11 protein-coding genes are annotated in these 13,621 nt (G+C 49.2%); 8 read left to right on the top strand and 3 right to left on the bottom strand.

Going from position 1 to position 13,621, the window contains the following annotated elements; genetic code table 11:
- Window positions 1-81: 81 nt before the first annotated feature.
- Window positions 82-963 (bottom strand): LysR family transcriptional regulator, encoded by an 882-nt coding sequence (locus ABJO30_07745; GenBank protein MEP3232706.1) that lies wholly within the window; start codon window positions 961-963, stop codon window positions 82-84.
- Window positions 964-1,118: 155 nt separating this feature from the next.
- Between ABJO30_07745 and ABJO30_07740 the strand changes: the two genes are divergently transcribed.
- From ABJO30_07740 to ABJO30_07720, 5 genes are all read left to right on the top strand, one after another.
- Window positions 1,119-2,264 carry an acyl-CoA dehydrogenase family protein gene (locus ABJO30_07740; protein ID MEP3232705.1) on the top strand — a complete coding sequence of 382 codons (1,146 nt, stop codon included), beginning with the start codon at window positions 1,119-1,121 and terminating at the stop codon, window positions 2,262-2,264.
- Complete coding sequence (locus tag ABJO30_07735) at window positions 2,264-3,277, top strand: enoyl-CoA hydratase/isomerase family protein (GenBank protein MEP3232704.1); 1,014 nt, start codon at window positions 2,264-2,266, stop codon at window positions 3,275-3,277. The genes ABJO30_07740 and ABJO30_07735 overlap by 1 nt, the downstream gene beginning before the upstream one ends.
- Before the next feature lie 18 nt (window positions 3,278-3,295).
- The gene (gene mmsB / locus ABJO30_07730; GenBank protein MEP3232703.1) at window positions 3,296-4,171 is read left to right on the top strand and encodes a 3-hydroxyisobutyrate dehydrogenase; all 876 of its coding nucleotides are present in this window, start codon (window positions 3,296-3,298) and stop codon (window positions 4,169-4,171) included.
- A 49-nt stretch (window positions 4,172-4,220) separates the two neighbouring features.
- Window positions 4,221-5,717 (top strand): CoA-acylating methylmalonate-semialdehyde dehydrogenase, encoded by a 1,497-nt coding sequence (locus ABJO30_07725; GenBank protein ID MEP3232702.1) that lies wholly within the window; start codon window positions 4,221-4,223, stop codon window positions 5,715-5,717.
- A 214-nt stretch (window positions 5,718-5,931) separates the two neighbouring features.
- Window positions 5,932-6,711, top strand: a complete 780-nt coding sequence (locus ABJO30_07720) for a hypothetical protein (protein MEP3232701.1) — start codon at window positions 5,932-5,934, stop codon at window positions 6,709-6,711.
- Window positions 6,712-6,910: 199 nt separating this feature from the next.
- On the opposite strand, the gene katG is transcribed toward ABJO30_07720, so the two are convergent.
- Window positions 6,911-9,097 (bottom strand): catalase/peroxidase HPI, encoded by a 2,187-nt coding sequence (katG, locus tag ABJO30_07715; GenBank protein MEP3232700.1) that lies wholly within the window; start codon window positions 9,095-9,097, stop codon window positions 6,911-6,913.
- Window positions 9,098-9,278: 181 nt separating this feature from the next.
- Here katG and ABJO30_07710 point away from each other — a divergent pair, with 181 nt between their 5' ends.
- Complete coding sequence (locus ABJO30_07710) at window positions 9,279-10,169, top strand: LysR substrate-binding domain-containing protein (protein ID MEP3232699.1); 891 nt, start codon at window positions 9,279-9,281, stop codon at window positions 10,167-10,169.
- A 7-nt stretch (window positions 10,170-10,176) separates the two neighbouring features.
- Here the strand turns inward: ABJO30_07710 and ABJO30_07705 are convergent, their stop codons facing one another.
- Window positions 10,177-11,376 carry a cytochrome P450 gene (locus tag ABJO30_07705; GenBank protein MEP3232698.1) on the bottom strand — a complete coding sequence of 400 codons (1,200 nt, stop codon included), beginning with the start codon at window positions 11,374-11,376 and terminating at the stop codon, window positions 10,177-10,179.
- A gap of 190 nt (window positions 11,377-11,566) precedes the next feature.
- On the opposite strand from ABJO30_07705, the gene ABJO30_07700 reads away from it, so the two are divergent.
- Both ABJO30_07700 and ABJO30_07695 read left to right on the top strand, forming a co-directional pair.
- Complete coding sequence (locus ABJO30_07700) at window positions 11,567-12,232, top strand: hypothetical protein (protein MEP3232697.1); 666 nt, start codon at window positions 11,567-11,569, stop codon at window positions 12,230-12,232.
- A 162-nt stretch (window positions 12,233-12,394) separates the two neighbouring features.
- Window positions 12,395-13,603 (top strand): ammonium transporter, encoded by a 1,209-nt coding sequence (locus ABJO30_07695; protein MEP3232696.1) that lies wholly within the window; start codon window positions 12,395-12,397, stop codon window positions 13,601-13,603.
- The last annotated feature ends 18 nt before the right edge of the window (window positions 13,604-13,621 follow it).

Raw genomic sequence — 13,621 nt, 5'->3', positions numbered from 1 at the left:
TGCGGGTCATGCTCGGCTTGTGCAGTGTCATAAACGGCTTTCATCGGACTTCTCCTGTTGCTTGGTGATGGTAGTTTTTATTTATACTGCCTTTAGTTGGCTTCTCATGCGCTCCACGAAAAACTCAACCGCCTTCTTCACTCGCGCAATGCCCGCCATGTCTTGGTGTTGCAGCATATAAAATGCGCGTTGGAAGTGGACTTTATCGGTCAAAATTGGCTTCAGCTCAGGGTGCGCTTTGGCAATGAACGACGGCAAAATGACAACACCCGCACCCATGCGTGCCCATTGAGTTTGGAGCAGAATGCTGGAGCTTGTTAAGTGCGGTGTGACATTGGGGCTGATAAGCGGAATGTAATTCAGCGCGTTGTCGTGAATGAGGTCAGGGATGTATCCAATGCCTCGCACATTCTTCAAGCAACCAATGTCGTGAATTTCACCAAAGCGCTCGGTGGCAAGGTCGGTGGTATACAAATACAAATCGTAATCCGCGATTTTTTGTACTTTCAATCGACCCGATTCAGGCGGTGAAACAGTGACAGCAATATCGGCTTCACGCTTTGATAGGCTGAAAATTCTAGGCAGTGAGACGAGCTGCAATTGAAGCTTCGGGTTTTGTTCGCAAAAATCAGTGGCAATCGGGGCCATCACGTAGTTTGCAACATCTTCAGATGCGCCAATACGCACAGCGCCCGTGATGCTGTCACTCTGGTCACCCACTTGGTCTGCAATGTGGATGGCTGTATTTTCCATCGCTTCTGCATAAGACACCAGTCGTGACCCTTCAGGCGTTAAGGCATACCCTTGCGGGCTACGGTTGAAGAGGCGCGTTGCGAGGTCTTTTTCAAGCTGGTCGATATGGCGCCCAACGGTAGACGTATCAAGCCCCAAATGCTTACCTGCCTGCGACAATCTATTGTGGCGAGCAACAGCCAAAAACACACGTACATGATCCCACTTCATTGGGCTTCTCCAGAGCAAAGCTAAGTTATGCAGAAATGCATAGTACTCATATTTCAGTTTGCAGCAACGCAAAACCGTTGTGTTTGTATTTCTTGTAGAATTTGCGGCAGTTTGGCCGTAAATTGCCGCTCACTAATAAACTAGGAACGGCGCAAATGGACTTTTCACTTTCAGAAGAGCAAACAGCAATTTTTGATATGGCGCGCAGCTATGCCAATGAGAAGATCGCGCCCAACGCCTTAGATTGGGAACAACGCGAGCATATGCCACGCGATGTACTCGAGGAACTTGCAGAACTCGGCATGGCATCAATTTATGTCGGCGAAGAATATGGCAGCGATCTTTCGCGCCTTGATGCAACGCTCATTTTTGAAGGCCTGTCTTACGGCTGCGCCTCAACGGCTGCGTTTTTATCCATCCATAATATGTGTGCATGGATGATTGATACGTTTGGCAGTGATGAGCTTCGTGCTGCGTGGTTGCCAGATATGGTGACGGCCAAGAAAATTTGCTCTTACTGCTTGACCGAACCGGGTTCCGGTTCAGATGCCGCGGCGCTGCGAACATCTGCTAAGAAAATGAACGATGGCTACGTGTTGAACGGCACTAAGGCTTTCATCTCTGGTGGTGGGTTTTCTGACCTCTATCTCTCAATGGTGCGAACGGGTGAAGATGGCGCCAAGGGTATTTCTGCTGTTCTGATTGAAAATGGGGAAGAGGGGCTAAGCTTCGGGGCTGTTGAAAACAAAATGGGCTGGCGCAATCAACCAACGTCGCAAGTTCAATTTGATGATTGCAAGGTGCCGCTCGAAAACCTGATGGGGCAGGAAGGCGATGGCTTTAAATATGCGATGGCGGGCCTCGATGGTGGCCGTTTGAATATTGCAGCTTGCGCCCTTGGTGCGGCACAATCTGCGTTTGATAAGACTGTGGCTTATATGGGCGACCGCAAAGCTTTCGGGAAATCGCTCACTGGTTTCCAAGCATTGCAATTCAAGCTGGCTGAAATGGAAACAGAACTCCAATCAGCGCGTACCTTCTTACGTCAAGCGGCATGGAAACTTGATAATAAAACGCCTGACGCCACCAAATTCTGTGCGATGGCAAAATTGAAAGTGACAGACGCCTGTTTTGATGTTGCCAATGACGCGCTTCAGCTACATGGCGGCTATGGCTATTTGACGGATTATGGTATCGAAAAAATCGTTCGTGATTTACGCGTCCATCAGATATTAGAAGGCACAAACCAGATCATGCGTATGATTATTTCAAGATCCGTTCTAGCAGAGCACCAAAATTAATGACCAATGACGTTTTGATTAGAAAAGAAGGCCTTGCCGGTCGCATCACGTTGAACCGTCCTGAGGCGCTTAATGCCCTTAGTTACGAGATGGTGACAGAGATTGAGAAGGCGCTGATTGCATGGCGTGATGATGCGTCCATTCGTTGTGTCATCATTGATGGGGTAGGTGAGAAGGCGTTTTGTGCAGGTGGTGACATTGATGAAATGTACCAAGCTGGCATTAAAGGCGATTATTCATTCTCGCAAAAATTCTTCACCGAAGAATACCGTCTTAACGCGATGATTGCCCATTATCCTAAACCTTATCTAGCCTTGATCCATGGCTTCGTCATGGGCGGCGGCGTTGGTGTTTCTGGCCATGGCTCTCATCGTGTGGTGATGTCATCTGCTAAAATTGCAATGCCTGAATGTGGTATCGGTTTGGTGCCAGATGTTGGCAGTACCCACTTGCTTGCAAATGCGGGGGGCTATCTTGGTGAGTTCCTCGGCATGACCGGATACCGCATGAATGCGGCGGATGCGATCTTGGCAGGGTTTGCAGATGCCCATATTCCAGATTCTGCTAAGGACGGTCTCATCGAAGCAATTTGCGATACAGGTGATTTGAGTTTTGTGGAAACCTTTGAAACGGAACCAGAGGCCGACACGCTATCTTCTGTATTGGAAGCGATTGATTTGGTGTTCACCCGCCGTGACACAGCTGAAATAATCGAGGCGTTGGAGGCATCAACCGATGATTGGGCCATTGCCGCTCTTAAAGCAATGAAACGCAATGATCCGCTTGCGCTTGAATGCACCTTGCAATTGGTTCGCCGTGCCCGCGTCAACAACTCTGTTGAAGCTGCCCTTGCCGGAGAATATGGCTTTACCTCGCTTGCTATGGAATACGGAAATTTCCTAGAAGGGGTGCGAGCTGCCATTGTTGATAAAGACAGAAACCCGAAATGGAAGTATGGAACATTTGAGGATGTTCCAAACGAGATAATTGAAAAAATGCTAGCTTCTGCATAAGAAGCATTGGGAGGAATAATGGCAAATATTGGTTTTATTGGCCTTGGAAATATGGGCGCGCCTATGGCCGCGAACCTTGCGGCTGCTGGCCATACGGTAACCGGCTTTGATGTGACGAACGTTGCAATCGAAGGCGTGACACTGGCTGATAGCGCGGTTGCTGCAACTGAGGGGCAAGACGTGGTTGTGACCATGCTGCCAAACGGGGTGATCTTGCAAGCTGTCTACAAAGACATTGTGTCAGCTGCAAAAGCGGGCGCGTTGCTGATTGATTGTTCTACCGTGGATGTTGATAGCGCGAAGAAAGCGCACGATGCTGCAAGTGCTGCTGGTCTGCTTAGTGTTGATGCACCTGTTTCAGGTGGGGTCGGTGGTGCTGCCGCTGGCACGCTTACTTTTATGGCTGGTGGTTCTGACGCTTCGATCGCCGCGGCTCAATCAATCCTAGATGTGATGGGCGGCAAGATCGTTCATTGTGGTGAGGGTGGTGCGGGCCAAATGGCGAAGATTTGCAACAACATGGTGCTTGGTATTTCCATGATTGGTGTTTGCGAAGCCTTTAACATGGCAGACAAACTAGGCCTCTCGCGTGAAGCGATGTTTGATGTAGTCTCAACCTCTTCAGGTTCTTGCTGGTCCATCAATACCTATTGCCCAGCACCGGGCGTTGGTCCTACATCACCATCAGATAATGATTATCAACCGGGTTTTGCAGCCGAGTTGATGTTGAAAGATTTGAAGCTTTCACAACAAGCTGCAGAGCTTGTAGATGCTGCAACGCCTATGGGTGCACGTGCCACAGAAATTTACGACCAGTTTGTCGCGAATGGTGGGCAAGGCAAAGACTTTTCGGCAATGTTGCTTGCTTTGGCAAACATGCAACGTGACGGCTAACTTAAATTAAACTGAATGCAATTGGCCCTGAGTGGTCTTGGAGAATAAAATGAAACAAATCGGACACTTTATAAACGGCCAAGAAGTCGCTGGTAGCGGACGCAAGGCGGATATCTTCAACCCAGCAACGGGTGAAGTTGAAGCACAAGTTGCCCTCGCCACGAATGAAGAAATGGCGGAAGCTGTTGCTAAAGCCAAAGAAGCACAACCAGCATGGGCTGCAACAAACCCACAACGCCGTGCGCGCGTTTTGATGCGGTTCGTTGATCTTCTTCACCGCGACATGGACAAGCTTGCTGAAGCACTTTCACGCGAGCATGGTAAAACAATTCCAGATGCAAAAGGCGACGTAATCCGTGGTCTTGAAGTGGCTGAATTCTGCATCGGCGCACCGCATCACCTCAAAGGTGAATACACAGACGGCGCAGGTCCGGGCATCGACATGTATTCCATGCGCCAAGCGCTTGGTGTTGTTGCAGGCATCACGCCTTTCAACTTCCCTGCGATGATCCCAATGTGGAAATTCTGTCCTGCAATCGTTTGCGGTAATGCCTTCATCTTGAAACCATCAGAGCGCGACCCGTCTGTTCCAATGATGTTGGCAGCATTGATGACAGAGGCTGGCCTTCCAGACGGCATTTTGCAAGTGGTGAATGGTGACAAAGAAAGCGTTGATGCAATCCTTGACCATGAAGAGATCATGGCGATTGGCTTTGTTGGTTCAACACCAATTGCGCAATATATCTATTCTCGCGGTTGCGCCAATGGTAAGCGCGTCCAGTGTTTTGGCGGCGCGAAAAACCACGCCATCATTATGCCAGATGCGGATATGGATATGGTGTCTGATGCAATGGTTGGTGCTGGTTACGGTGCTGCTGGTGAACGTTGTATGGCGATCTCAGTTGCCGTGCCTGTTGGTGAAGATACAGCCGACCGCTTTATTGACGCGATGATCCCAAAAATTGAAGCGCTCAAAGTTGGCCCTTATACAGCCGGTGACGATGTTGACTTCGGCCCGCTTGTAACAGGCGACGCGAAGACGCGTGTTGAAGGTCTCGTTCAAAGTGGTGTCGATGCAGGTGCAAAGCTTGCTGTTGATGGTCGTGGTTTCAAAATGCAGGGCTATGAAGACGGTTTCTTCGTTGGTGCCTCGCTGTTTGATAATGTCACCAAAGACATGGACATCTATAAGCAAGAAATCTTCGGTCCAGTGCTTTCAACCGTACGGGCCCAAAGCTACGAAGAAGCTCTCAGCCTTGCGATGGACCACGAATATGGCAACGGCGTTGCAATCTTCACCCGCGATGGTGATGCCGCGCGTGATTTCGCCAACCGTATCAATATCGGCATGGTCGGCATCAACGTGCCAATTCCTGTGCCGCTTGCTTATTATACATTCGGCGGTTGGAAAGCCTCAGGTTTTGGTGATTTGAACCAGCACGGTCCAGATTCATTCCGCTTCTACACACGGACAAAAACGGTAACGAGCCGTTGGCCTTCTGGCGTGAAAGAGGGTGCCGAATTCGTTATTCCAACGATGAAATAAGCACCTTTCGCACATTACAATAGTTGCAAAAATGCCTCGATTTTTATCGAGGCATTTTTTTGTTCGAAATTGAGCTTTATCAACAATCTGCTCTCTTGACTGTCTCAGCCTTAAAACGTAATAACATAACAAATGTTATAAAGTTACAAGGTCTGACGAGGCAAGAAATATGTTCAGTAAAAAAACTATCCTGGCTGCTCCATTGGCAGCCTTAATGCTCACCACAGCATCAATCAACTTAGCCCACGCGCAAGCAGGCATCTTTGAGGTTATCCACCCTGATGTGACTAAAGGCGAAATAGAGCTCGAGTTCTTGAACGGTATCGGGCTCAACAACGTAGAAGATGGTGATGAGCGTTCCGTTCATGAGTTTGCTATTGGTTACGGGATTACAGATTACTGGAAATTTACGGCAGCGTTCGAAGTCGCAAACCCTCGCGGTGGAAGCGCCGAAGTGGAAGCAATTGAGTTAGAAAACTTAATTATCTTGCCATTTTTCGGTGGTGGTCATGATGATGAAAAGAAGCACGACCATGACAAAGAGAAAGGTGTAGAGGATGATGATGATCATCATGCACCATTTACACTTGGTTTTTATACCGCACTTGAAATCCCAACTGATGGTGGCATCTCAGAAGGTGGCATTGAATTCGGTCCTGTTTGGGAAGCCGAAATTGGGAAATTAGAATGGGTTGGTAACCTCTTGGTTGAAGCGCCTTTCAGTGAAGGTGATCCGGGCATTGCCTATGCTTCACAATTGATCCTTCCAATTAATGACAGTGTTGGCATTGGTGTCGAAAACTTTGGTGAGTTTGAAGGCGCGTTTGGTAGCGGTGGAGACGATGAACACTTCGCTGGACCAGCGGTCTATTTTAGCCATGAACTTTCCAATGGTCACGTGATCGAACCACGTGCGGCAGTTCTATTTAATCTGAGTGAAAGCCCAACTAATGCGGTCTTCTCATTCAATCTGGAATATAAATTCGGCGGCTAAATTGGTTTTCCCCAAAATCAATCGTCGATAAATGAGGCGGTGTGTCATGCGCGTGACACACCGCTTTTTTGTTCCTGGGTCATTTCCTCGGGTCATTATTCCCCCACATCATTATTTGATGCAAAAAAAATGGCACTCCGGTTTTGACCAGAGTGCCATTCTTGCTTTGAGTTATCTTCCTTAAGACTGGGGGGCAGACTTAAGCAAGATCAAAGCGATCTGCATTCATTACTTTGTTCCAAGCAACGATGAAGTTCGTGGTGAACATCTCATTCGCATCAGACTGAGCATAGGTTTCTGCGATTGCCCGAAGCTGCGAGTTGGATGTAAAGACAAGGTCAGCACGTGTGCCTGTGAATTTAACGGCACCAGAAGCGCGGTCTTTTCCTTCAAACGTTTCCTCACTTGCATCTGTTGATGACCAAGTTGTCGCCATGTCCAAGATGTTCACAAAGAAGTCGTTTGAGAGTGTGCCGACATTATCTGTCAAAACACCAGCAGTAGAACCGCCCGCATTGGCACCAAGTACACGAAGACCGCCAACAAGCGCTGTCATTTCTGGTCCAGAAAGACCGAGGAGGGCAGCTCTATCAACCAACAAGGATTCAGTTGAGCGTGGGTCTTTGGTTTTGTTGTAGTTACGGAAACCATCAACCTTTGGCTCAAGTACACTAAAGCTATCGACGTCGGTTTGCTCTTGTGTTGTGTCAGTACGGCCCGCTGTAAATGGAACAGAGCTACCTGAAGCTTTTTCAATCGCTGCATTACCTGCAAGAACGATCAAATCTGCCAAAGATACTTTTGTGCCAGATGCATTGAACTCAGCTTGAATACCTTCAAGGGCTGCAATCACATCACCCACATTGGATGACGTATTGATGTCCCAATCTTTTTGTGGTGCCAAACGAATGCGCGCACCATTAGCACCGCCGCGTTTGTCTGAACCACGGAATGTTGAGGCAGATGCCCAAGCCGTGTTCACCAACTGACCAACACTGAGGCCACTGCCGAGAATTTTCTCTTTAAGTGCTGCAACATCAGCGTCATTGATCATTGCACCTTCATGGGCAGGTACTGGATCTTGCCAGATCAATTCTTCACTTGGCACTTCATCGCCGAGGTAAAGATTGATTGGGCCCATATCGCGGTGAGTAAGTTTGAACCATGCGCGAGCATAGGCATCAGCAAACTCATCTGGGTTATCAAGGAAGTGCTGCGAAATTTTCGCGTAATCAGGGAAAATCTTCAGCGCCATATCAGCTGTTGTCATCATCAATGGCTGGGTTTTCGATGCATCGTGCGCCTTTGGTGATTCTGGTGCACCTTGGCCAGCGACAGGTTGCCACTGAACGTGACCCGCTGCACTTGTGACTTGTTCCCAATCGTAGCCGAGAAGAACTTCGAAATATTCCATGTTCCACTGGTTCGGTGTTGGTGTCCAAGCGCCTTCAAATCCGGCTGTTGTTGTGTCGTCACCCTTGCCTGAACCATGTGAGTTAAGCCAACCAAAGCCACCATTTTCCATTGGTGCGCCTTCAGGCTCAACGCCAACTGCGTCTTCTGGGCCAGCGCCGTGGCCTTTACCGAATGTGTGACCACCAGCAACAAGAGCAACCGTTTCATAGTCATCCATTGCCATACGTGAGAATGTGTCACGAATGTCGAAAGCTGATTTGATTGGGTCAGGATTGCCGTCTGGGCCTTCTGGGTTCACGTAGATCAAACCCATTTGAACTGCTGCAAGCGGTGTAGCAAGATCGCGCTCACCAGAGTAGCGGCTGTTTGGGTTGTCTGTTGGCGCAAGCCATTCAGTTTCTGAACCCCAGTAGATATCTTCTTCTGGTTCCCAAATGTCTTCACGACCGCCAGCAAAACCGAACGTTTTAAAGCCGCATGTTTCCATAGCAACGTTACCAGCAAGGATCATGAGGTCAGCCCATGAGATTTTGTTGCCGTATTTTTGTTTGATCGGCCAAAGAAGACGGCGTGCTTTATCAAGGTTGCCGTTATCAGGCCAAGAATTCAAAGGAGCAAAACGCTGTGTGCCTGTGCTCGCGCCACCACGACCATCATAGGTGCGGTATGTACCAGCACTGTGCCATGCCATGCGAACCATCAGGCCTGCGTAAGTACCAAAGTCAGCAGGCCACCAGTCTTGGCTTTCTGTCATCATTGTTGCCAAGTCTTGTTTCAGTGCTTTGAGGTCAAGACTTTTGAAAGCCGCTGCATAATCAAAATCAGCATCAACAGGGCGCACGCCTGGTGCGTTTTGGTTGAGGACTTTGAGGTTTAGCATTTCAGGCCACCAGCGCTGATTCGCTGTGGTCCCAGCTGCCGCGTGCATTACTGGGCACTTACCTTTGCCGTCGGTTGTCATGTCGTTCATTTTGGCTCCAACTCCAGAATATTAGGGGTTATGTGCGCATTCGCGCGAATTTGTTTGTGCTATCCATAGGATATAGGGGGTCTCTTTTCAGTTGATAAGAGCCTCAATCACCTTATTGACATAACAATATTTATTCATAAGTTGAATTTGTATTTTCTGATTGTTGATATAAGTTTTTCTTATGAAGAATATGACGCTGAAACAGTTCCGATATTTTGAGGCCGTCGCTCGGTTTGGCCACTTTGGCCGTGCAGCGGATGCGTCGGCTATTTCCCAACCTGCATTGTCTATGCAAATAAAAGAGTTGGAAGACGTCCTTGGTTCGCCGTTGTTTGAACGGGCAGCAAGGCAGGTCCGTCTAACTGGCTTTGGTGAAGAGTTTGCCGTCCGCGTTCGCGAGGTTTTGCGTTCTGTTGATGAGATTAGTGATCTAGCGCAATCCATGCAGGACGGTGTCATTAGCAAATTTCGGTTGGGTGTCATTCCAACCATCGCCCCTTATTTATTGCCGCGCATTATTGGCACATTGAATGACGCGCACGCGGGCATTGATCTTCACATTCGTGAAACACAGACGGATACGCTCATCGAGGAATTGAAAGAAGGGCTGATTGATGCCGCACTTCTTGCACTGCCAATCTCAGAACCGTCCCTTGCTGAAAAAGCACTGTTTGACGAGGATTTCGTTTTGATCCGCCCTGAATGCGATGCGGACCTTCCCGTGCCCAACAGCGAGACGCTTAAGAAGATGCGATTATTGCTGCTAGAAGAAGGCCATTGTTTTCGCGACCAAGCACTCTCGTTTTGCAACGTAACATCAAAAGAACTGCGGGCAGGTATGGATGGCAGCTCGCTCTCCACTTTGGTGCAGATGGTGAGTGCTGGTATTGGCGTAACGCTTATCCCAGAAATGGCAGTGCCTGTTGAAACCCGCGCAACGCCCGTTCACGTCTGTCGATTTACCGCCCCCAAACCGAGCCGAACAATTGGGATGGTATGGCGCAAAAGCAATCCGCTGTTTGAACAGATTGAAGATGTTGCAAGGTTGGTCGGTGAGGCGGTTGAAGCGTAGCGTAAATTTAAGCCACTGTCGCAGGCAATTCCAAGAACCCACGAAAGCGGACCCGTGGTGAGCGCTTGTAATGATCATGCACTTGATAATTAGGGAACCTTGCTAAGAACCGTTCAATCGCGATCTTGCCTTCAAGCCGTGCCAGCGAAATACCCGCACACACATGTGGACCAGAGGCAAAGGACAAATGCCGGTTCGGTGTTCGGCCAACGTCAAGGCGTTCAGGATCGTAAAACTGATCAGGGTCGCGGTTCGCCGCTCCAATACATAGGGTCAGCAATGTGCCAACTGGCATATCAACGCCGCCAATGGTGACAGGTTCAACCACACGCCGATTGCCGAGCTGGTTCGAGCTTTCAAACCGCAGCACTTCTTCAACGGCTGATGGGGTGAGGGAAGGGTCGTTGATCAGCCGCTCTTTTTCCTCAGGCCAATGACGAAACAATTCGAGCGCATTGCCAATTAGGTTTGTGGTTGTCTCGTGGCCTGCGTTGAGGATGAAGATGCAATTGTGCAAAAGCTCTTGCTCATTCAGCGTCTCGCCGTTCTGCCCAAGGATAAGCCGGGTTAAAACATCCGTTGCCGGATCGCCTAATTTCGCTCTGCGTGCGGCAATCAATTCTCTCAAATATGCGCAGAACTCGGTGACTGAACGGTTGCCCCATTCTGCGGCTTCCGGTGATACAGTTGGCTCCAACCCGCCCAAGATGGCGAGCGACCAATCGCGCAACGGTGCTCGGTCTTCGCGAGGGACATCAAGCAGGTTGCCGATGACTTCAATAGGAATGGCAGCCGCAAAGTCGTCGATCAGGTCTACTTCGCCTTTGTCTGCCATTTTGTCCAAGAGGTCGTCGACCAATTCAACCAGCGCCCCTTCCATATTCGCAATCGCGCGCGGGGTGAGGGCGCCGACGATGATTTTACGCACAAAGGTATGTAAGGGCGGGTCATTGAAAATCAAGCTGGTGGTGTGGTGCTCATAAAGCGGGCTGTCGCCGAATTTCGGTTTGAACTCGACCTTCTTGTCTGACGAGAATTTCTTGGTGTCTTTATAAACATCGCTCAAGTCTTGGTGCTTTGAGAGAAAGTAAGACCCATCAGGGCATAACTTGACCGGATCGCTCTCCCTTATTGCTCGATAGACTGGATAAGGGTCGGAAACAAAATCCATCCCCAATTTCTTCGGATCAAATTTTTCAAGATCCATGCACCCCTCCTGCCAATCCCATTTGATATAAATACCTTATAGCCTCACTGTAAAAAGCCAATGAAAATGTCAGATTGTTCAACGAGGTGGAAATTGCGAGGGGACTAAACCCATTTTCTCGATGATGTGATTGGTTGAATGACCTCGACAGGGCTAATGTGATGAGGAGACAAAGAGAAGGCGGAGACACATGGCAAGCATTTTAGATCGTATAAAGAGCGCTCGTTCCACATCAATCAGCGCGGTAGTGCTTGGCATGTTGGCCGTTGGTGCAATGGCGACAACGTCGGCTTATGGCTTAACAGCGAAAGACGGCAAGCCCGCAACTGAAGAAGCCGCACCTCAAGCAGGTGAGCAAAAAGCACCCCAACCAAATACGCGCAAGCAGGTTCGTGAAGGTTCAATGACCGTCCCCCATCTGCGCGACATCGTCAAACGTTTGGATGAAAAGGCGCAGGAACCTCGGCCCGGCACCTTCTTAATGGTGGTCAATGATTTCGAAGTGCTCATCGTAACGGCTGCGCAGGCAAACCGGATGCGTATTATGGTGAGGGTTCGCAGTGCTGAAAACTTGACCAAGGAAGAATTGATACGCATCTCTCAAGCCAATCTCGATGCTGCCCTTGATGCGCGTTATGCCATTGGTCGTGGCGTCTTATGGGCAGCTTACGTTCACCCGCTTTCAACACTACACCCCGCCCAGTTCATTGAGGCTATTGGCTCAACGGTGAATTTAGCTGCAACCTATGGCACAGCTTATTCATCCGGCCAATTGCTCTATGGCGGCGGCGATAGCCGCGGAATCATTGGACGCAAATTGATTGATCAATTGATTAAAAAAGGGCGCCCAATCTAAAGGCATTGCCTAACTTATTAGCGTAAAGGCCATTAAGCCTGCACAAATTTTATGCAATTGCACAATGCGTTTGCAATAGTGCATTTTTATTGTGCAGCCCTGTTGAGCCTGCCTTAATTCTAGTCTTTAACCTCCTTCAGTAATGAAAGAAGGATGGTTTTTATGATCGATAGTGGGGATACAGCTTGGATTTTGACAGCGACAGCGCTTGTCTTATTCATGACGTTGCCAGGCTTGGCGCTTTTTTACGCAGGCTTGGTACAATCTAAAAATATTTTGTCTGTACTGATGCATTGTATGGCAATTGCCTGCCTTGCCTCTGTGCTTTGGGTGATTGCTGGTTACAGCATGGCATTTAGCGAAGGTTCGGCATGGGTCGGCGGCCTTTCAAAGGCATTCTTGAGCGGCGTCACGCGCTCCTCAGAAAGCGGCACCATCCCTGAGACCTTGTTCGTCATGTTCCAGATGACGTTTGCAATCATCACACCTGCCTTGATGGTAGGTGCTTATGTTGAGCGTATTAAATTCTCAGCAGTCCTTTTGATTTCTGGTCTATGGATCCTAGCAATCTACGCACCTGTTACCCACTGGGTATGGGGCGGCGGCTGGTTGGCTGAAATGGGCGTCCTTGATTTTGCAGGCGGCATTGTTGTTCACGTAACAGCTGGTGTTTCTGCTCTTGTGATTGCATGGCAAGTTGGTCCACGCGCTGGTTTCCCAGAAAACGTAAAACCGCCTCATGCACCTTGGATGGTGATGGTTGGTGCGGCGATGCTATGGGTTGGCTGGTTCGGCTTTAATGCTGGTAGTGCCCTTTCTGCTGGTGCAGATGCTGGCATGGCAATGTTGGTAACACACCTTTCAGCAGCTGTCGGTTCACTCGTATGGATGGTCATTGAATGGGTTCGCTTTGGTAAGCCAAGCCTTGTTGGTATCGTAACAGGTACAATTGCTGGTCTTGCAACCATCACACCGGCCTCCGGTTATGTTGGTCCTGCGGGCGGTATCGCTCTCGGTCTTGCTGGCGGTATCATTTGTTACCTTGCTGTTGATCTTGTTAAACGCAAAATCAAAATTGATGATTCTCTCGATGTGTTGGCCGTTCACGGTATCGGCGGCGCAGTCGGCACGCTTCTCGCTGCAGTTTTTGCTGCCGCAGCATTCGGCGGTGTTGGTCTTGGTGAAGCAACAATGGGCTCACAATTCTACGTGCAAACCGTTGGTGTGCTTGCAACAGCTGTATTCTCCGGCGTGGTAACGTTGATCATTTGCTACATTGCAAAAGCCACAACAGGCTTGCGTGCAAGTGATGATGCTATCATCGAAGGTCTCGATTTTGCCGAACACGGCGAAAACGGCTACAACAAGTAAACCGATTTCACGGAAGGG

It is taken from the genome of Hyphomicrobiales bacterium (assembly GCA_039973685.1).
GTDB lineage: Bacteria > Pseudomonadota > Alphaproteobacteria > Rhizobiales > JACESI01 > JACESI01.
This window is presented reverse-complemented; position numbering and strand designations above follow the sequence as displayed.

Excerpts from the sequence above, each read along its gene's own strand:
- ABJO30_07745 (MEP3232706.1), bottom strand. The coding sequence starts at position 963 with ATGAAGTGGGATCATGTACGTGTGTTTTTGGCTGTTGCTCGCCACAAT.
- ABJO30_07740 (MEP3232705.1), top strand. The coding sequence starts at position 1,119 with ATGGACTTTTCACTTTCAGAAGAGCAAACAGCAATTTTTGATATGGCG.
- ABJO30_07735 (MEP3232704.1), top strand. The coding sequence starts at position 2,264 with ATGACCAATGACGTTTTGATTAGAAAAGAAGGCCTTGCCGGTCGCATC.
- mmsB (MEP3232703.1), top strand. The coding sequence starts at position 3,296 with ATGGCAAATATTGGTTTTATTGGCCTTGGAAATATGGGCGCGCCTATG.
- ABJO30_07725 (MEP3232702.1), top strand. The coding sequence starts at position 4,221 with ATGAAACAAATCGGACACTTTATAAACGGCCAAGAAGTCGCTGGTAGC.
- ABJO30_07720 (MEP3232701.1), top strand. The coding sequence starts at position 5,932 with ATGCTCACCACAGCATCAATCAACTTAGCCCACGCGCAAGCAGGCATC.
- katG (MEP3232700.1), bottom strand. The coding sequence starts at position 9,097 with ATGAACGACATGACAACCGACGGCAAAGGTAAGTGCCCAGTAATGCAC.
- ABJO30_07710 (MEP3232699.1), top strand. The coding sequence starts at position 9,279 with ATGAAGAATATGACGCTGAAACAGTTCCGATATTTTGAGGCCGTCGCT.
- ABJO30_07705 (MEP3232698.1), bottom strand. The coding sequence starts at position 11,376 with ATGGATCTTGAAAAATTTGATCCGAAGAAATTGGGGATGGATTTTGTT.
- ABJO30_07700 (MEP3232697.1), top strand. The coding sequence starts at position 11,567 with ATGGCAAGCATTTTAGATCGTATAAAGAGCGCTCGTTCCACATCAATC.
- ABJO30_07695 (MEP3232696.1), top strand. The coding sequence starts at position 12,395 with ATGATCGATAGTGGGGATACAGCTTGGATTTTGACAGCGACAGCGCTT.